Origin of the sequence: Butyrivibrio sp. AC2005 (assembly GCF_000424145.1) — a bacterium.
Taxonomy (GTDB): Bacteria; Bacillota; Clostridia; order Lachnospirales; family Lachnospiraceae; genus Butyrivibrio.
Map to the genome: position 1 here is coordinate 364,504 of NZ_KE384137.1, position 18,774 is coordinate 383,277.

Here is an 18,774-nt window from a genome sequence, read left to right on the forward strand (position 1 = left end):
AACAACGAAACTTTGTTTTGTTACTGAGGGTATTATAACATATTTTAATAGGCAAACTTTTTTAGAAAAGATAACGATTATATTAAAAATTAGTAAACTTCCGTTTTTTAGAAATTCTTAGCAGGCTATATTTTATTGCTGCAGAGCTTCAACTATAGTCGGAAGGAGCTGCTTCTTTCTTGATACAACGCCCTTAAGAAGTGCGATGTTATCACTTCCTGCAGAAACATGGAATCCCGCATCTATAATGTTTTCTGCTTTATTGCCCTCAAAAGCTACTATTGAGGATTCGGTAAGAATATTGGTCATCATAAAGAAAATCATATCCAGTCCGTCACTGGTCATTATCTCATCAAGCTCAGGAAGCACCTTTTCCTTAATCTCTGCAAGCTCCTCAGCACTCATGGAGTTCACCTGACCGATACCGATAGTCTTATCTTCAACTGTGAATTTCTTGAAATCCTGATGGACGATCTGCTTAGGAGTTTTGCTGCCCATGTTTGATCCTGCACGGAACATCTCTCTTGCAAAATCCTCTACATTGATTTCAGCAATCTCAGCCAGTTCCTGCCCTGCCTTTCTGTCTATATCTGTGCAGGTAGGAGATCTGTACATAAGTGTGTCAGAAATAATCGCTGACAGCATAAGGGATGCTGTTGTCTTATCAACCTCTATACCCGCTTCCTTGTACATTGAATAGATTATAGTACAGGAGGAACCAAGCGGCTGGTTTCTGAAAAATACCGGGTTGGCAGTTTCTATTGATGAACCAAGCCTATGATGATCAATAATTTCAAGAATTTCAGCATTATCGGCACCATCAACGGTCTGACTCTTTTCATTATGATCCACAAGTATAAGCTTCTTTTTCATCGCACCCAGTAAGTTACGACGTGAAATCATACCCACATAATTATCTTCTTCGTCAAGCACAGGGAAATATCTATGTCTTACCTGAGCCATGGTCTGCTGAATGTCCTCTATGAAGTCCTCTGTATGGAATGTGATCAGTTTATCTCTCTTCATTATAGAGCCGACAGGTGCACTCTCATTTATAAGTCTTGCAACAGTAAAAGTATCATAAGGCGTAGTGATAATTCTGCAGCCTCGCTCTTCGGCAAGCTTCTGAATTGTATTGGTGACCTTAGCTTCTATGCATACAACAATACAAGCTGCCTTGTTTTCAATTGCAACAAGCTGTGTCTCGTATCTGTTTCCGCAGATTACAATATCCCCGGGTTCAATAATTTCCTCCATTATCTCAGGAGATGCAGTCGCAATAAGAACTTTTCCTGATGTAATCTGCTCAGCCATATCGCCAACAAGCATCTGACCATCCAGAGTATCTACGATGTTCCCGTAATAGGTCTTCGTTTCTGAAAGAATAGTTGCATCATGAACATCCATACAGGTCTCCATAATATCATTGGTTGTAATAAGACCTGTAAGTTTGCCGTTCTCTGTGACACAGAGAGTTACTACATTCTCATCCTTCATTCTCTCCCATGCACGTTTAAGTGAGATATGATCATCATCTGCTTGAAGATCCCTTATCTCCATATCACAGACCTGAGTTCTCACATCCTTGGTATATTTTGGATAAGGAATTCCAAATCTGTTTAATACAAACTGTGTTTCTTCATTTATATGTCCGCAGCGTCTTGGCTCGCAAACTTCCTCACCTGCTATCCTGTTCTTAAGGTTAGCATAGCAGATAGCTGCGCAGATTGAATCTGTGTCGGGATTCTTGTGTCCTATAACATAAATCGGTCTTTTCTTCATGAACCTCTCCTGGTTACTTAATATATTTGTGATGTTAATTGTACTTTATTTTTATATTTTGCGAAAGTAATAATATTTTAACGCATTTTCGAAATAAGAATCCATTAATAATCTTCAAGGAAGCTATGGCGTTTGCCATCCTTATCCTTATAGCATACTACTGTTGCAAGAGATACGTTTTCGGGGCTTCTGAAAATATTGGACTCAACATAAGGATTAGTTTTTCTAAGTTCTCTTATAAGAGCTTTAACCTCAGCACGTTTACTTGTTAATGAAGGTTGCTCCTCCATAGCGAGCGTCTCAGTCAGTCTGCAGGCGCAGGCTATGAATTTAAGTCCTTCGTAGTCTCTCCACTTTATTATGTCCTCTTCACGAATGAGATACATAGGGCGTATAAGCTCCATACCCGGAAAGTTTGTACTATGGAGCTTAGGCATCATAGTCTGCATCTGTGCTCCATATAGCATTCCCATAAGAATCGTCTCTATAACGTCATCAAAGTGATGTCCCAAGGCAATCTTGTTACAGCCAAGCTCCTGAGCCTTGGAATATAGAGAGCCTCGTCTCATTCTGGCACAGGGGTAACAGGGCGAGCCTTCTATAGTATCAGTTATATTAAAAATCTGAGATTCGAAGGTTATTATGGGAACACCAAGTATCTCCGCATTATGAAGGATGTTCTGATAATTTTCGTCATTATAGCCCGGATTCATAACAAGGAACTTTACTTTGAAATTATGCTTTCCATGTCTTGCAAGCTCCTGAAAAAGCTTTGCCATAAGCATGGAATCCTTGCCGCCTGAAATGCAGACTGCGATCACATCACCATCAAGTATAAGCTGATACTCGTTTATTGCCTTGGTGAATTTGCACCATATTTCTTTTCTGAATTTTTTAATTAAGTCATGTTCGACCTTCTGCTGGAAGGTTTGTGGTTCTTTCTTACTCATAATACCTCATTAGTGTTCAAACTGGCTCTTGTAGAGCTTACTGTAAAATCCGCCATCAGCAAGAAGCGACTCGTGGTTACCCTGTTCTATTATATGGCCATCCTTCATAACAAGGATTCTGTCAGCCTCTTTTATAGTTGATAATCTGTGGGCAACAATGAAGCTTGTTCGTCCTGCCATCAGCTTCTGGAAGGCTCTCTGGATTCTCATCTCGGTTCTGGTGTCAATGGAGCTTGTCGCTTCATCAAGTATCAGCATAGGCGGAATGTTAAGCATGATTCTCGTAATGCAAAGAAGCTGCTTTTGTCCCTGTGAAAGCATTCCTCCATCCTCACCGATTACAGTATCATAGCCATTTGGAAGCTTTTTGATAAAGCTGTGAGCGTGTGTTTTCTTTGCTGCCTCTATAATCTGTTCGTCGGTAAAGTCCGCTCTTCCTAGAGTAATATTATCCTTTACGGTTCCGGTTCGGAGCCATGTTTCCTGAAGAACCATTCCGTAGTTGGATCGCAGTTCTCCTCTTCTCAGCTTTCTTATATCATTTCCTTCAACACTGATGCTTCCTTTATCCACATCATAAAAACGCATAAGGAGATTTATTATTGTGGTCTTGCCGCTTCCGGTAGGACCGACAATGGCAACTCTCTGCCCTTCCTTAACTGAAAGAGTTAAGTCCTTAATAAGCTCTCTTTCCTTATCATATGAGAATTCCACATTCTCAAGTTCAATATTCCCCTTAACGATTCCCATATCAGGAGCATCCGATACATCAGGAGTCTCAGGCTCTTCGTCAATAAAATCAAATACTCTTCTCGCACAAGCAAGAGCATTCTGAAGTTCCGTTACCACGCCTGATATTTCATTGAAGGGCTTTGTGTACTGAGTAGCATAGCTTAGGAAAATTGTAAGTTCACCAACACTCATTTTGCCGCTTATGCATACGAACGCTCCAAAGAGAGCCACAAAAGCGTAAACGGTATTATTTACAACTCTTGTGCTTGGATTTGTAAGTGATGAGAAAAATGAAGCCTTAAGACTTGTCTTTGCAAGATTTTCATTTATTTCATCAAACACAATCTGGTTTTCATCCTCATGCCCAAAAGCCTTAACCACCTTAAGATTGCCAATCATTTCATCTATAAGAGCTGTCTGATCGGCTCTAGCAACTGACTGATCCTTAAAAAGTGAGTAAGATCTTGAAGCAATAAATCTTGCCACAAACAATGATACAGGCGTTAGTATAACAACCAGAGCTGCTATCTGCCACTGCAGGTAGAACATAAATGCAAGTGTCCCCAGAATAGTAACTATGCCTGTAAAAAGCTGAGTAAATCCCATAAGCAATCCGTCAGCAAACTGATCCACATCAGCAATTATCTTACTTACAACCTCTCCCTGCGGATGAGAATCCAGATACTCAAAGGGTAAAATCTTAAGCTTATCAAAAGCATCATTCCTGACATCACGCACAACACCAAATGTAATCCTGTTGTTAACTCCGTACATAAACCACTGGCAAAGTGCTGAAATCAAAACAACAAGCCCCATCCTGATAAGCAGTGCCTTGACCTTAACAAAATCAACATCACCTTCACCAATTATGCAGTCAATAACATTACCTGCAATTATAGGTGCATACAGTGCAAGCAGTGCTGAAACAACCGCAAAAGTAATTGAAAAGAAAATCAATATTCTGTAGGTGGAAGCATATTTAAATACTCTCTTTAATTCACGCATTTGCAGCCTCCTTTCCGAACTGAGACTCATATATTTCTCTATAGGTCTCGCTCTTTACAAGGAGCTCTTCATGCGTACCTATTCCGTCAACCTTGCCATCATCGAGAACAATTATCTTATCACAGAATCTGACCGAAGCTGCTCTCTGAGACACAATGAAGGTTACCGGTTTATATGCCAGCTCGGAAATAGCCTTTCTCAAATTCTTATCAGTCATATTATCAAGCGCGGAGGAACTGTCATCAAGAATGAGAACTTCCGGCCTTCTGACCAGTGCTCTGGCAATAGTAAGTCTCTGCTTTTGTCCTCCGGAGAAATTTCTTCCGCCCTGAGTAATCTCGGCAGAAAGTTCGCCCTTCTTTTCCTTAACAACCTCTGTAGCCTGCGCAGTTTTTACAGCTTCCCAAATTTCCTCATCCGAAGCTTTATCATTTCCCCATTTTAAGTTATCACGGATAGTTCCTTTGAAAAGAACTGCCTTCTGAGGTACTACGCCTATGACTTCTCTCAGGGATTCAGTGGTATACTCAGCAACATCATGCCCCTTGTACTTAACGCTTCCTCCGGTTGCATTATAAAATCTGGGAATCAGGTTGATCAGTGTAGTCTTTCCTGCGCCTGTACCGCCTATTATTCCAACAGACTCTCCTTTCCTGACGTCAAAGGATACACCCTCAAGAGAGTCTTCACTGTCACCTGCATAGCGCATGCATACATTTTCAAAACTGACAACAGGTGCATTAGCACTAATATCGGCTTTTCTGGCATCAAGACTTCCTTCAGACATTGATCCCTTTTCCTCAAGCATCGTCTGAATTCTGTTACCACAGGCAAATGAACGTGTGATATTTATTATAAGATTTGCGAGCTTAACAAGCTCCACAAGAATCTGAGACATGTAATTGTATAAAGCAACTACAGCTCCGGTTGTGAGAACTCCTGTATAAACCTTATCCGCTCCGGTTTTTAATAAAATAATAATTGCGAGATTTAAAACCACATAGGTTATGGGATTCATAAGAGCAGATATTCTGCCTACATATTCCTGAAGCTTTGTAAGAGTTTCATTTTTCTCCTTAAAATTTACGGCTTCCGAATTTTCAAGTCCAAAGGCTCTTATCACCCTGACACCTGAAAGATTCTCCCTTGTAAGCCCGAGTACTCCGTCAAGAAGCTCCTGAATATGCTTATATCTTGGGATTCCCCACAACATAATTCCAAAAACAACAACAGACAAAACCACAATGGTTACAAGAAAAATAAGCGCCTGATGAAAATCTATGGTAAAAGCCATTACCATAGCACCAAACACAACAAAAGGAGATCTAAGGAGCAGTCTTAATGTAAGATTGACGCCCTGCTGTACCTGGTTTATATCACTTGTCATTCTGGTTATAAGTGTCGTGGTACCCATGGTATCAATCTGCTCATATGACAGACTCTGTATATTCTTAAAAAGGTCTCTTTTAACAGAAGCTGCAAAATAGGAAGCTGCCTTAGCTGCAAAATACTGAGCAGTCACAGCGCAGGCATAGCCAACAACGGCAAGGAGAATAAGCACCAGACTCATTCTGATAACATAGGGCTTATCACTTCCGCCGATTCCCTTGTCAATTATTGCAGCAACAACAAGAGGCACTATAAGTTCAAAGGATGCCTCCAACAATTTGAAAAGCGGCCCCAGGACCGCTTCCAATGAATACTTCTTCAAATATTTCAGTAGCTTAATCATGTATAAATTCTAAGTCCTTTCGGATAATGATTTTTTAAAATCCCTCCGGCATACTTAGCCCATCCAAGGCTAAAACCATCTATGGTAATGAGGTACCAGCCCTTTTCAAGACCGGGTACCCGCGAGCTCATACCGCCAATAAAAGACATTGCTTCTGAAACAGAACCTGCTTCATGGCAATGCTTAACATTCTCTTTAGATAATGCAAGTGCTAAAGAATGAGATGGTTCAAATCTTCCATTCTTCATTGTTCCAAGGTGGAGCCCCGGTCTCATAACTGTTATGCCGCCAATGCCGGGCATACCTTCAGGCGCGAGATATAGCTGATCTCCAAACATAAAGGGAACACCTTTAAGTTCTCCCACAAGTCTGCAGGATGCCTTTTTTCTTTTTCCATTCTCATCTGGAACAATGCAAATATCTGATAAAAATTCATCTGCAAATTCAGAAAAAGGTTTTATATCATCTACGTTAACCGTACGAACTTTTCCGTTGATACCATATAGATCTGCGTTAAGACTAATATCGCCTTCTTTTTCAAATATGGCAAAGAAATGACCTTCACCCTTTATTCTATGTGGCCAAAGCCTTCCTGAACAAATCTTTATCTCTTCTTGTGTTTCTTCGGATAGAGTATCTATAACCGCCCTCGTTTCGAGAAGGTTTTCTCCTGTATCCAGTATTCTCTGAAGATTGGTGATATCACCGCTCACCATTCCTTCGAAAAGCTCTGCCTTAACAGGCTTCATCCCCCAGGATAAAAGCATAGCCGCCTGATATTCATCCTCTTCCGGTGCAAAGGTACAGGTTGAATAAACAAGTCTCCCTCCGGGAGCAAGCATCTTAACTGCTTGTTTTAATATATCTGTCTGTCTCCTTGAGCAAAGTCTGACATTTTCAGGGCTCCAGTTATCTATAGCCTCATCATTTTTTCTGAACATTCCTTCGCCCGAGCAAGGTGCATCTACAAGAATCTTATCAAAGTATCCCTCAAACACTTCGGATAATCCGGAAGGTTCCATATTGGTAACAAGAGCGTTCCGTATACCACATCTCTCAATATTAAGAGATAATATCTGAGCCCTTTTCTTATCAATCTCATTTGAAACCAGAATACCCTCGTTGTTCATTTTGGAAGCAATCTGAGTACTCTTTCCTCCGGGTGCTGCACAAAGATCAAGTATTTTCTCACCCGGTTTTGGGTCAAGATAATATACAGGAGACATTGCGCTTGGCTCCTGGATATAATAAGCACCTGCTTCATGTAACGGATGCTTTCCCGGAGCACCGCCTGCATATATAATGCCATTTTGTTCCCAATTTATTTCGGAGGAAAAATCCGTTCCATCTTCTGATAAGGCAGTCTTTATCTTTTCAATACGCTCAGAAGTATTTGCCTTTAGCAAATTTACTCTCAAAGCTGTAATCTTTTCAGTAGAAAGAGAAGTCATGAAAGCATCAAACTCTTCTCCAAGTATTGCCTTAATTCTATTTTCAAATGACTTATCAAAACTCATCTTTATGCTCTTTTAAATACTTTTTAATTCCTTTGAAGGTCTCGGAACTGATTATATGCTCAATTCTGCAGGCATCATTTTCAGCCGTTTCTTCACTTACACCGGCAGTAATCATAAGAAACTTAGTAAGATTCTTATGCCTGTCATACACGCTCTTTGCCTTCTTCACCCCTTCTTCAGTCAGTTCAAGACTTCCATCTGAAGCAACATTAAGATAGCCGTCATCCTTAAGTATTCCAACAGCCCTTGATACACTGGGTCTTGAAAATCCGAGTTCATTAGCAACATCTATAGATCTGACATAACCTTTTTTCTTCTTTAAGAGGTATATGGTTTCAATATAATCTTCACCTGATTCCTGCATAACTCCTCCTTACTAATTCATACAACTAGTTATTTCCTACTTAATTGATTATATATATTCTTTGCATAGAGGTCTATCAATTATTTCAAAATACAGAAATATTGGTAAGTGTACATTGATCTCCCGTAAGGGAAACAAGCACGTTACTGTTTCCGGGTGGTATCATGATGGTACATTTTATTGATATCATATGAAAGTGTATACTTTATATTTATCAACCTTCTTCATAGAATGTATTCTTTCCTAAAAATAATCATATCTGGTACTATTATCATCTAAATATCGTTTATTTTGCAATAAAACACTTATAAAAAAATATAAAAAAACCGACACACACAAATGCATGTCGGTTTTTACTTAGCTTTTCAAGTAATTTACTTAGCGTAATCAGTTGCTCTGCTTTCACGAATGATATTAACCTTGATCTGTCCGGGATATTCCATCTCGTTCTCAATCTTCTTAGCAATATCTCTTGCCATCAATACCATATCGGAATCGCTTACCTGCTCAGGAACAACCATTACTCTGACTTCTCTTCCGGCCTGAATAGCGAAGGAATGATCAACGCCCTTAAAGCTGTTTGTGATCTCCTCGAGTTCTTTTAATCTGCTGGTATAGGTCTCAAGTGTTTCTCTTCTTGCGCCAGGTCTTGCTGCAGAAATTGTATCAGCAGCCTGTACTATAACAGCTATGAGTGACTGAGGTTCTACATCTCCGTGATGTGCCTCAACTGCGTTGATGACGGTCGCAGATTCTTTATATTTCTTACAAATATCAACACCAAGTGATATATGTGAGCCTTCCATTTCATGGTCAACAGCCTTACCGATATCATGTAAGAGACCTGCTCTCTTAGCAATTCGAACATCAAGCTCCAATTCAGAAGCCATAAGTCCGCAAAGCTGTGATACTTCAACGGAATGCTTAAGTGCATTCTGTCCATAACTGGTACGGAAACGCATACGGCCAAGTAATTTTATGATTTCAGGATGGAGTCCGTGAACACCTGCTTCAAGTGCAGCATTCTCACCCTCTTCCTTAATCTTATTGGCCACTTCCTTCTGTGCCTTCTCAACCATCTCTTCAATTCTTGCAGGATGGATACGACCATCTACAATCAGCTTCTCAAGAGCGATACGGGCAACTTCTCTTCTGATCGGATCAAATCCGGAAATAACAACAGCCTCAGGTGTATCGTCTATAATAAGATCAACACCTGTCATTGTCTCAAGAGTTCTGATATTTCTGCCCTCACGTCCGATAATGCGTCCCTTCATCTCGTCGTTAGGAAGCTGTACAACTGAAATAGTTGTCTCGGAAACATGATCTGCAGCACATCTCTGGATAGCATTTACAACTATCTCCTTAGCGCGCTTATCTGCTTCTTCCTTAGCCTCCGCTTCCATGTTTTTTATCATGACTGCGGATTCATGTTTAACGTCATCTTCAACAATCTTTAAAAGATACTCTTTTGCCTGCTCGGAGGTTAAGCCTGAGATTTTCTCAAGTTCCTGTCTTCTCTGCTCATCAAGCTTTGCAACCTCTTGCGTTTTCTTGTTCAATGCATCTTCACGTGCATTTAAACTGGCCTCTTTCTTCTCAATTGCTTCTGATCTCTTCTCGACGTTCTCTTCCTTCTGCTGAACTCTTCGTTCTGAACGTTGAACCTCCGCTCTCCTATCCCTCACTTCTTTTTCAAGTTCATTTCTTGCCTTCAGTGATTCTTCTTTTACTTCCAGGAGTTTTTCGCGCTTCGATTCATCGGCAGCTCTTACAGCATCGTCGATGATTTTTCTTGCCCTTTCCTCTGCGCTTCCGATCTTACTCTCATTCTCAGCGTCAATTTTCTTTTGACGGGAACTCATAACTAATACGGTTGCTGCTATCGAAACGACAAGAGTTGCTGCTATTGCTATTATAACTGGTAGCATACAGGAGCACCTCCTTATTTAATTTTCATTGTACGATATTTTGTATAAAATGATATAAATTTGCTTTATTTCATACAATATAACAACATATTTAGTTTACGCTCAGATGCTGTCTATGTCAAGAGACATCGCTCTTGTGATGACACCATTTTCAAAGCCTTTGCGGTATAAAAAGGCCATTATTTTCTGTTTCTCTTCGTAGGTTGTGTTGTCCTTATCGTAATGCTTTTTCTTAAGGAGTTTTACGCATAATAAAAGCTCAGGTTCATTGCTGTTCTCTTCGTAGGCATCAGCAAGCAATCTGTCTATTACATCTCCGCTGATTCCCTTTTGAAGAAGGTCCTGCCTTATTCTGTTCCTGCTTCGCAATTCCAGATGATACCTTATGTACTCATCGGCAAATCTCACATCATCGATATACCTGTATGATTTGAGGTACTCAATTGTATCTTCAATAATCTCTGATGAATATAAGCCTTCTTTTAGTTTTTCCCTAAGCTTGTGTTCAGTATAATCTCTCTTTTGCAAAAGATTCATTGCACGGAGCTTTGCCCTTTTGGGAATAACAATGCCTGTTATTTCATCAAAAACAGGCGAAGAAATCTCTTCGCCTGTCTTTAGCTTATAGTCTCTAATTTCACCTCTGTATAGGATAAAAGCGAATTCACCGTCTATATATATTTTTGATCTCTTATTGTCAAACGGTACTATATCCGTAACAGTCATGATAATTAAGCCTCTTCAGTTTTTGATGCTTTTGATTTTTTACCGGTAGCAGGAGCTTCTTCTGCCTTCTCTTCTGCGCCGCCCTCAAGTCCATAATGAGCACGAACCTTAGCAGCAATCTCATCAAGAATATCCTGATGCTCCTCAAGGTAGTTCTTGGCATTCTCACGTCCCTGACCAATCTTGTCAGTTCCGTACTGATACCATGCGCCACTCTTATTAACAATATCAACAGCAGCTGCAAGATCAAGAACATCTCCTGTATAAGAGATTCCCTTACCATACATGATATCAAACTCTGCCTCTTTAAACGGAGGTGCAATCTTATTCTTAACTATTTTAACTCTGGTACGGTTACCGATAGACTCGCCACTCTGCTTAAGTGTCTCGATTCTTCTGACATCCATACGAACCGATGAATAAAACTTCAGTGCACGACCACCTGTTGTAGTCTCAGGATTACCAAACATAACACCAACCTTCTCACGAAGCTGGTTGATAAATATTACTGTACAATTAGATTTGCTGATCACAGCAGTAAGCTTTCTCAGAGCCTGAGACATAAGTCTGGCCTGCAGACCAACATGGGAATCACCCATATCACCATCAATCTCGGCCTTGGGTACAAGTGCTGCTACAGAGTCTACTACAACAATATCAATAGCACCGGAGCGAACCATTGTCTCACAAATCTCAAGTGCCTGCTCACCTGAATCAGGCTGAGAAATGTAAAGATTATCAACATCAACTCCTATATTTTTAGCATAAACGGGATCTAGAGCGTGCTCTGCATCGATGAAGCCTGCTATTCCGCCTCTCTTCTGAACTTCAGCTATCATATGAAGTGTAACAGTAGTCTTACCACTGGACTCAGGTCCATATATCTCTACTATACGTCCCTTAGGAATTCCACCAAGTCCAAGTGCTATGTCAAGGCTGAGTGATCCTGTAGGTGTAGTCTCTACACTCATCTGCGCTGCAGGATCTCCAAGCTTCATAACCGCACCCTTACCAAACTGCTTCTCAATCTGACCAAGTGCTGCTTCCAATGCTTTCTGCTTATCTTCTCTTTCCATACTGTTCCTCTCTCCTTTTCTTAACAGAACAAGCGTTCTGATGTAATAATAAAACAAATGTTCGTTTGTGTCAACAAAAAAGCTCAAAAAATGTCCAATAAAAATAAATAGGAAAAAATCTGGCGACACGCCGGAATTAAGACTTTCGTATATTACACATCCCAAGCAGAAAAGTCAAGTCCAAAAATCATCAATAGATAAATCATATAGAAAATGCAAGAAGTGCCAGTTTTGAAATAACCAGTTCTCTTACTATCATTCCTGCCTTTTCTTTTTCTTCGGCAGAAATTGAAGCAAGCTGATTCATTGTATAGACCTTCTCCTGATAATGATCTTCAGAGCCCTTCCTCAGCTGACTGACTCTTACTTTCGCCTTGAGCTGTTTGTATACACGGTACTCAAAGTCTTCTTCAGTCAAATGATAAAGGTGACTTTCCAGTGTTGTGGAGCTGTCGATATCCTTAATAATATATCGCTCCAAAATAGTCTTAAACTTAAAGGGCGCCATTTCTTCGGCGAGAATCTCAGAATAACTAAGTCTGGCTCCAAGGTAATACCTTGAAACATCCTGCATTGTGTATTTAAAATCGTCCTCGTTTACTATGTTGTACAAGCGCCATTCCCTTTCGTTTCGCTCTGATAAGATAATATCAGATTTGGTGTCCTATAAATTCCCCTCATCAATTATTTCTTCTCAGGTTTGTAGTCTATATCTTCTATCTGATTGCCGCAGGCTTTTATAGCCTCAAGTATTTTTTCTTTTTCCCAGCCTGTCTCCTCGGCAAGCTCCTCTACAGTACAGCTTCTTCTGAGTTCATCAGCAAGCTCCTTAGCCTTGTCAGCGACTTCCTGAACAAGCTGGACAGCCTTCTGTACCCTTGCGGATTCGGCAGCATCATCCTCGATAAGGCTTTCCATTGCATCCATTACGCGCTGAGCGAGATAACCGTCACATTCCTTATGATCATCCAGCGAAGATAACTCCGATACAGCCTTCATAAGGGCTATGTTGCCTTCACCGATAAGATCTTCAATAAGAACGCCCTGCTCTGCATAAAGTTTGGCCACATCAGTAACCATGGACAGACTAAGCTCAACCAGACGTTTCTGTGCATCTGTTTCTCCTGCCATTGCGGAAATTATAATTGCTTCCTTTTCACCATCGGAAACAGTCTCCAAAAGACTGATTTCTTCCAGATAGTTCTCAAGATAGCCTGCCTCTTCTTTTGATAGATATTCTGAAGAATCGATTACTTCTCCGATACCAATATTATGTTTTTTCAGATACTCATATATGAGCTCATATTGTGAATCACTAAGCTCAAGTTCATCAAATGTATCCCTTATTTCATCCTCAGTAACCGTTCCGCCCTGTCTTCTGGCATGTTTGGTGAGGTCGCTGAGTCGTTTAGCAAATTCCTGTTCTTTATTTTCAAGGTTTGACATATAGTTCTCCTATTTTTTTGATCCCCTCATCCGTCAGCTTCGCTGACACCTTCCCCCCAATGGGGGAAGGCTTTAATATATTTTTACTTACACATCCAGCTTTAGTTCATTTTACATGTGTGTGGGTAAAGAGATGCTCCTGGCAATACTCGTAATTTCCGTTGCATTTTGAGCAGAATCTGAATTCCAAAGTAGGATCATCCTTTTCTGATCTGCCGCAAACAGCACACTTATGCCTTGTAATCCCGGGAGGTGTCATCTTTACGGATCTCTTAAACTCATTTCTGCGTTTAACCTCTTTAGGCCTGAGATGCATGAGTCTACCGCCTGAAAACCAGAATATTGCAAAGGTTAAAAGTGATGCCGTAATTGCAAAGAACAGATAAATATTGCCGTTTACAGCAGCGGATATAGCCTCGAAAGCAAGCCAGACACCATAAACAATTCCAAGCCACTTCATCTTAAGCGGAATAATAAACATGAAAAGTACGACATTATCAGGAAATGTTGCTGCAAATGCAAGCAAAATTGACATGTTTATATAGTACGTACTGAATACATACGAAACAGTCTGCATTGCAACAGCAATCTGAGCATTACTGTAATGACTGCCATATCTTACATACAAAAATGCATATGAAAGAAATGCAGCTACAATCATAAGCAACAGTCCGGTAAATATATAGAGATTATACTTATATTCTCCCCAGACTCTCTCCATTGTGGTGCCTATTGAATAATAAAAGTACAACATGATAAGAACAAAAAACAGATTGCTCTCAGTGGGCGGTATCAGAATCCATGTAATAAGTCTCCATACCTGTCCCTGCAATATAGCAGCAGGATTTAGAGTAAAATAATCAAGTATTCCCGAGCCTACAGGCGCAAATCTGAAAATGTAGCCGATAATATAGCAGATAATAAGAACAATAGTAAGATTCTTAATGGCATATTTGCCGAATTTCTTTTCAAAATTACTCATAACTCTCCCATAAAACCAAAAATTATTTTTTAGTTTCTTCAGCTTAGATTTTTAGATGTCTTTTAGAACATTCTTATAGAGTTTATCATATTTCATGCCCTTTTGCATCGTTATTTGAATAATTGATTTTTGGAACCTGTTCGATTATAATGTAGCGTAATGCGCAAAAATATTTTGTACATATAAATAAGTAATAATATTATTGATTTTTTATTGTTAGAGGTTTTTTATGATTTCAAAGGATTACACACTGGGTATTGATATCGGTTCAACTACTGTCAAAATCGCACTAATGGATGCTGACAGAAATATTGTGTTTTCGGATTATCGAAGACATTTTGCCAATATTCAGGAGACTTTGCTTTCACTCCTTCAGGATGCAGCCAAGGTTAGCGGAAATGTAACACTGCATCCCGTTATTACCGGTTCAGGCGGACTCACACTTGCAAGCCATCTTGACGTTCCTTTTGTTCAGGAAGTTATAGCTGTATCTACTGCACTCAAGGCACTAGCACCCAAAACAGATGTTGCAATTGAGCTTGGTGGTGAAGATGCAAAGATCATCTATTTTGAAGGCGGTAACGTTGAGCAGCGAATGAATGGTATCTGCGCAGGTGGTACCGGATCCTTTATTGACCAGATGGCATCTCTTCTTCAGACTGATGCATCAGGTCTTAATGAATATGCCAAAAATTATCAGTCACTTTACACCATAGCTGCACGCTGCGGTGTATTTGCAAAATCTGATATTCAGCCTCTTATAAATGAAGGAGCTACCAAGGAAGATCTTGCCGCTTCTATTTTCCAGGCAGTTGTTAATCAGACCATCAGTGGACTTGCCTGTGGTAAGCCTATCAGAGGACACATTGCTTTTCTTGGAGGTCCTCTTCATTTCCTGTCTGAGCTTAAGCAAGCATTTATCCGTACTTTAAAGCTGGACGATGAACACATAATTGATGCTGATAACTCTCACCTTTTTGCAGCAATGGGTTCAGCCATGAATGCAAAAGAGGATTGTTACTACTCAATGGTAGACATGATCGGTAAGCTGTCTCATAAGATTACCATGGCTGCTGAGGTTTCACGCCTTGAGCCTCTCTTTGATTCCGAGAGCGAATACAAGGAATTCCTTGATCGCCAGAATAATTACCGTGTTAAGACAGCTAAGCTTGATAATTATAAAGGTAACGCATTCCTCGGTATTGATGCAGGCTCCACTACAACAAAATGTGCCCTTGTATCTGAGGATGGTGATCTTCTTTATTCTTTCTATTCAAGTAATAACGGAAGTCCCTTAAAAACAGCAATCAGTTCCATCCAGGAGATATATAAACTGATGCCTGAGGGAGTTACTATTGCACGTTCCTGTTCTACAGGTTACGGCGAAGCACTTCTTAAGTCAGCTCTCATGCTCGACGATGGAGAAGTTGAAACAATTGCCCATTACAATGCAGCTGCATTCTTTGATCCCGAGGTTGACTGTATTCTTGACATCGGCGGTCAGGATATGAAGTGTATTCATATAAAAAATGATACCGTTGACAGTGTTCAGCTCAATGAAGCATGTTCATCAGGTTGCGGAAGCTTTATTGAGACCTTTGCAAAGTCCCTTAATTACAGTGTTCAGGACTTCGCTAAGATTGCTCTTTTTGCAGAAGCTCCAATTGATCTTGGAACACGCTGCACTGTTTTCATGAATTCACGAGTTAAGCAGGCTCAGAAGGAAGGCGCTTCTGTTGCAGATATTTCAGCAGGTCTTGCTTACTCTGTTATAAAAAATGCTCTCTTTAAAGTTATCAAGGTATCAGATGCCAAGGAACTCGGCGATCACATCGTTGTTCAGGGTGGTACCTTCTATAACGATGCTGTCCTTAAGGCTTTTGAGAAAATCTCAGGAGCACAGGTTACCCGCCCCGATATTGCAGGTATCATGGGCGCTTTTGGTGCTGCTCTTATTGCAAGGAATCGTTTCCATGAAAAGACCAGCTCAAAAACAACAATGCTTACAATTGATCAGATCAATAAACTTGAGTATTCAACAAGCATGACCACCTGTCAGGGATGCACAAACCATTGTCGTCTTACCATAAATAAGTTTACGGGTGGTCGTCAGCACATTTCAGGCAACAGATGTGAGCGCGGAATTGGTAAAGTTAAGAATGCCGCAGGAATTCCTAACCTTTTTGAGTATAAATACAAGAGAATATTTGACTATAAGCCTCTTACCGAGGTTGAAGCAAAGCGAGGAACCGTTGGTATTCCCAGAGTTCTTAATTACTATGAGAACTATCCTTTCTGGTTTACTTTCTTTACAAAGCTCGGATACAGAGTTGTTCTTTCACCCAGATCAACTCACCAGATTTATGAACTTGGCATTGAGTCAATTCCCAGTGAATCCGAGTGTTATCCTGCCAAGCTGTCACATGGTCATATTGAATGGCTTATAAAAAATAATGTGGATTTCATCTTCTACCCCGGTCTCTTCTATGAGCGCGATGAAGTTGAAGGTGCTACAAACCACTATAACTGCCCTATTGTTACTTCATATTCAGAGAATATAAAGAACAACGTTGAAGCAATTACTGAAGGTAAGGTTAAGTTCAGAAATCCTTTCATGTCATTTTCAAGCTTAAAGACTGCTACGGATGCTCTTGTTAAAGAGTTTTCTGAAATTTCCGCGAAAGAAATCGTAGAAGCTGCAAAGTGCGGATGGGATGAGATGGAGTCTGCCCGCGATGATATCAGAAAGAAGGGCGAAGAAACTCTTCGCTGGATGAAGGAAAACAATAAGCACGGTATCGTTGTTGCAGGTCGTCCTTACCACGTTGACCCTGAAATCAATCATGGTATACCGGATATGATTTGCTCATATGGTGTTGCAGTCCTTACCGAGGATTCAATCTCACATCTTGGATCACCGGAGAGACCTCTTATTGTTTCTGACCAATGGATGTACCATTCACGTCTCTATGCTGCAGCAAGCTTTGTCCGTACCAGAGACGATCTTGACCTTATTCAGCTAAACTCCTTTGGATGTGGTCTTGATGCAGTAACAACCGATCAGGTTAATGATATCCTGTCCGGTTCTGATAAGATTTATACATGTCTGAAGATTGATGAGGTTAATAACCTCGGAAGTGCAAGAATACGTGTACGTTCTCTTCTTGCAGCAATTCGTGTACGCAAGCAGAAAGAAAACAGGGAACGCACTATTGGTTCAACAGCAATTAACAGAAGACTATTTACTGAGGATATGCGTAAGAATTACACCATTCTTGTTCCTCAGATGTCTCCTATACACTTTGATATCTTGGAGCCTGCTTTATCAGCCTGCGGATATAATATTGTAGTCATGCAGAATGATAACAAGCATGCTATAGATATGGGTCTTAAATACGTTAATAATGATGCCTGCTACCCTTCACTCTGGGTTGTAGGACAGATTATGGATGAGCTTCATTCCGGAAAGTATGACCTTAACAAGACTGCCGTTCTCATGAGTCAGACCGGTGGCGGATGCCGTGCGACAAATTATGTCGGATTCATAAGACGTGCACTTAGAAAAGCCGGCATGGAACAGGTACCTGTAGTATCTGTAAACTTAAGTAAGCTTGAGCATAATCCCGGCTTCCATATAAACTTTGAGATGCTTGAGAGAGCCGCTTATGCTGCTGTTTTCGGAGATATTTTCATGAGATGCGTATATCGTATGCGTCCTTATGAAAAGGTAGCAGGTTCTGTTAATGCTGTTCATGATAAATGGAAAAAGGAATGTATAGAATTTGTAAAGGCTAAACACCTTAGCTTTTCTAAATTCCAGCATATGTGCAAAGAGATTGTCGAAGATTTCGATAGAATTGAGATTACAGATGAAGTTAAACCTCGCGTAGGTATTGTAGGAGAGATTCTTGTTAAGTTCGCTCCCGCTGCCAACAACCATCTTGTAGAACTCCTTGAATCAGAAGGTGCTGAAGCAGTTGTTCCTGATCTTCTGGACTTCATGCTCTACTGTTTCTATAATCAGGTTTATAAGGCAGATCAGCTTGGCACAAGCAAGAAAACAAAAGCATTTTGCAAAGCAGGAATCTGGGCACTTGAGAAGCTTCGCGGCGGTGCATCAAAGGCATTTGAAAAGAGTGTTCATTTCGAAGCTCCCACAAGCATTTACAAGCTTGTTGAATATGCTAAGCCTATTGTATCAATCGGCAACCAGACAGGTGAAGGATGGTTCCTTACAGGTGAAATGGTTGAGCTTATAAAGGAAGGTGCGTCCAATATTGTCTGCACACAGCCCTTCGGATGTCTTCCGAACCACGTTGTGGGTAAGGGTGTAATCAAGCAGATGAGAAAGCTTTATCCCGGTTGTAATATTGTTGCGATTGACTATGATCCCGGTGCAAGTGAAGTTAATCAGCTTAACAGGATTAAGCTCATGCTCTCCACGGCACATAAGAAAGCTCATGAAGAGGAGGCGGTTGAGAGTAAAGCTATTTCTTAACCCCTCATACGTTAAAAGCCTTCCCCCAGGGGA

Annotated in this window: 12 protein-coding genes and 1 pseudogene; 1 reads left to right on the forward strand and 12 read right to left on the reverse strand. The window is 40.5% G+C overall.

Annotation, left to right across the window (positions count from 1 at the left end; translation table 11 throughout):
- Nucleotides 1-132: 132 nt before the first annotated feature.
- The 12 genes and pseudogenes from G602_RS0118570 to G602_RS0118625 all read right to left on the reverse strand — a co-directional run bounded on the left by G602_RS0118570 (nucleotide 133) and on the right by G602_RS0118625 (nucleotide 14,243).
- The gene (locus tag G602_RS0118570; RefSeq protein WP_026660314.1) at nucleotides 133-1,782 is read right to left on the reverse strand and encodes a putative manganese-dependent inorganic diphosphatase; all 1,650 of its coding nucleotides are present in this window, start codon (nucleotides 1,780-1,782) and stop codon (nucleotides 133-135) included.
- A gap of 104 nt (nucleotides 1,783-1,886) precedes the next feature.
- Nucleotides 1,887-2,687: pseudogene (locus G602_RS30680) on the reverse strand (tRNA lysidine(34) synthetase); the annotation flags it as partial.
- 54 nt (nucleotides 2,688-2,741) lie between these two features.
- The gene (locus tag G602_RS0118580) at nucleotides 2,742-4,469 is read right to left on the reverse strand and encodes an ABC transporter ATP-binding protein (protein WP_242835665.1); all 1,728 of its coding nucleotides are present in this window, start codon (nucleotides 4,467-4,469) and stop codon (nucleotides 2,742-2,744) included.
- Nucleotides 4,462-6,201 carry an ABC transporter ATP-binding protein gene (locus tag G602_RS0118585; RefSeq protein WP_026660318.1) on the reverse strand — a complete coding sequence of 580 codons (1,740 nt, stop codon included), beginning with the start codon at nucleotides 6,199-6,201 and terminating at the stop codon, nucleotides 4,462-4,464. Before G602_RS0118585 ends, G602_RS0118580 begins: the two co-directional genes overlap by 8 nt.
- Nucleotides 6,198-7,718: an RsmB/NOP family class I SAM-dependent RNA methyltransferase gene (locus G602_RS0118590; RefSeq protein ID WP_026660319.1), complete on the reverse strand. Its 1,521-nt coding sequence runs from the start codon at nucleotides 7,716-7,718 to the stop codon at nucleotides 6,198-6,200. Before G602_RS0118590 ends, G602_RS0118585 begins: the two co-directional genes overlap by 4 nt.
- Entirely contained in the window at nucleotides 7,708-8,082 is a 375-nt protein-coding gene (locus G602_RS0118595; protein ID WP_026660320.1) for a metal-dependent transcriptional regulator, read from the reverse strand. The genes G602_RS0118590 and G602_RS0118595 overlap by 11 nt, the downstream gene beginning before the upstream one ends.
- Nucleotides 8,083-8,456: 374 nt before the next feature.
- Nucleotides 8,457-10,013 (reverse strand): ribonuclease Y, encoded by a 1,557-nt coding sequence (gene rny / locus G602_RS0118600; protein WP_026660321.1) that lies wholly within the window; start codon nucleotides 10,011-10,013, stop codon nucleotides 8,457-8,459.
- 102 nt (nucleotides 10,014-10,115) lie between these two features.
- Nucleotides 10,116-10,739: a regulatory protein RecX gene (locus G602_RS0118605; protein ID WP_026660322.1), complete on the reverse strand. Its 624-nt coding sequence runs from the start codon at nucleotides 10,737-10,739 to the stop codon at nucleotides 10,116-10,118.
- Between the two features lie 5 nt (nucleotides 10,740-10,744).
- A complete protein-coding gene (gene recA, locus G602_RS0118610; protein ID WP_026660324.1) occupies nucleotides 10,745-11,815 on the reverse strand; it encodes a recombinase RecA in 1,071 nt (356 codons plus the stop codon).
- A gap of 202 nt (nucleotides 11,816-12,017) precedes the next feature.
- A complete protein-coding gene (locus G602_RS0118615) occupies nucleotides 12,018-12,428 on the reverse strand; it encodes a hypothetical protein (protein ID WP_026660325.1) in 411 nt (136 codons plus the stop codon).
- A 71-nt stretch (nucleotides 12,429-12,499) separates the two neighbouring features.
- The gene (locus tag G602_RS0118620) at nucleotides 12,500-13,261 is read right to left on the reverse strand and encodes an RNA polymerase sigma factor region1.1 domain-containing protein (protein WP_026660326.1); all 762 of its coding nucleotides are present in this window, start codon (nucleotides 13,259-13,261) and stop codon (nucleotides 12,500-12,502) included.
- Nucleotides 13,262-13,367: 106 nt separating this feature from the next.
- The gene (locus G602_RS0118625; protein ID WP_026660327.1) at nucleotides 13,368-14,243 is read right to left on the reverse strand and encodes a hypothetical protein; all 876 of its coding nucleotides are present in this window, start codon (nucleotides 14,241-14,243) and stop codon (nucleotides 13,368-13,370) included.
- Between the two features lie 229 nt (nucleotides 14,244-14,472).
- Between G602_RS0118625 and G602_RS0118630 the strand changes: the two genes are divergently transcribed.
- Nucleotides 14,473-18,741 carry a 2-hydroxyacyl-CoA dehydratase gene (locus tag G602_RS0118630; RefSeq protein ID WP_026660328.1) on the forward strand — a complete coding sequence of 1,423 codons (4,269 nt, stop codon included), beginning with the start codon at nucleotides 14,473-14,475 and terminating at the stop codon, nucleotides 18,739-18,741.
- Nucleotides 18,742-18,774 lie beyond the last annotated feature (33 nt).

Bases quoted from the DNA above. Each gene is read 5' to 3' on its own strand.
- G602_RS0118625 (WP_026660327.1), bottom strand. From the start codon at position 14,243: ATGAGTAATTTTGAAAAGAAATTCGGCAAATATGCCATTAAGAATCTT.
- recA (WP_026660324.1), bottom strand. From the start codon at position 11,815: ATGGAAAGAGAAGATAAGCAGAAAGCATTGGAAGCAGCACTTGGTCAG.
- G602_RS0118590 (WP_026660319.1), bottom strand. From the start codon at position 7,718: ATGAGTTTTGATAAGTCATTTGAAAATAGAATTAAGGCAATACTTGGA.
- rny (WP_026660321.1), bottom strand. From the start codon at position 10,013: ATGCTACCAGTTATAATAGCAATAGCAGCAACTCTTGTCGTTTCGATA.
- G602_RS0118595 (WP_026660320.1), bottom strand. From the start codon at position 8,082: ATGCAGGAATCAGGTGAAGATTATATTGAAACCATATACCTCTTAAAG.
- G602_RS0118605 (WP_026660322.1), bottom strand. From the start codon at position 10,739: ATGACTGTTACGGATATAGTACCGTTTGACAATAAGAGATCAAAAATA.
- G602_RS0118620 (WP_026660326.1), bottom strand. From the start codon at position 13,261: ATGTCAAACCTTGAAAATAAAGAACAGGAATTTGCTAAACGACTCAGC.
- G602_RS0118570 (WP_026660314.1), bottom strand. From the start codon at position 1,782: ATGAAGAAAAGACCGATTTATGTTATAGGACACAAGAATCCCGACACA.
- G602_RS0118585 (WP_026660318.1), bottom strand. From the start codon at position 6,201: ATGATTAAGCTACTGAAATATTTGAAGAAGTATTCATTGGAAGCGGTC.
- G602_RS0118580 (WP_242835665.1), bottom strand. From the start codon at position 4,469: ATGCGTGAATTAAAGAGAGTATTTAAATATGCTTCCACCTACAGAATA.
- G602_RS0118630 (WP_026660328.1), top strand. From the start codon at position 14,473: ATGATTTCAAAGGATTACACACTGGGTATTGATATCGGTTCAACTACT.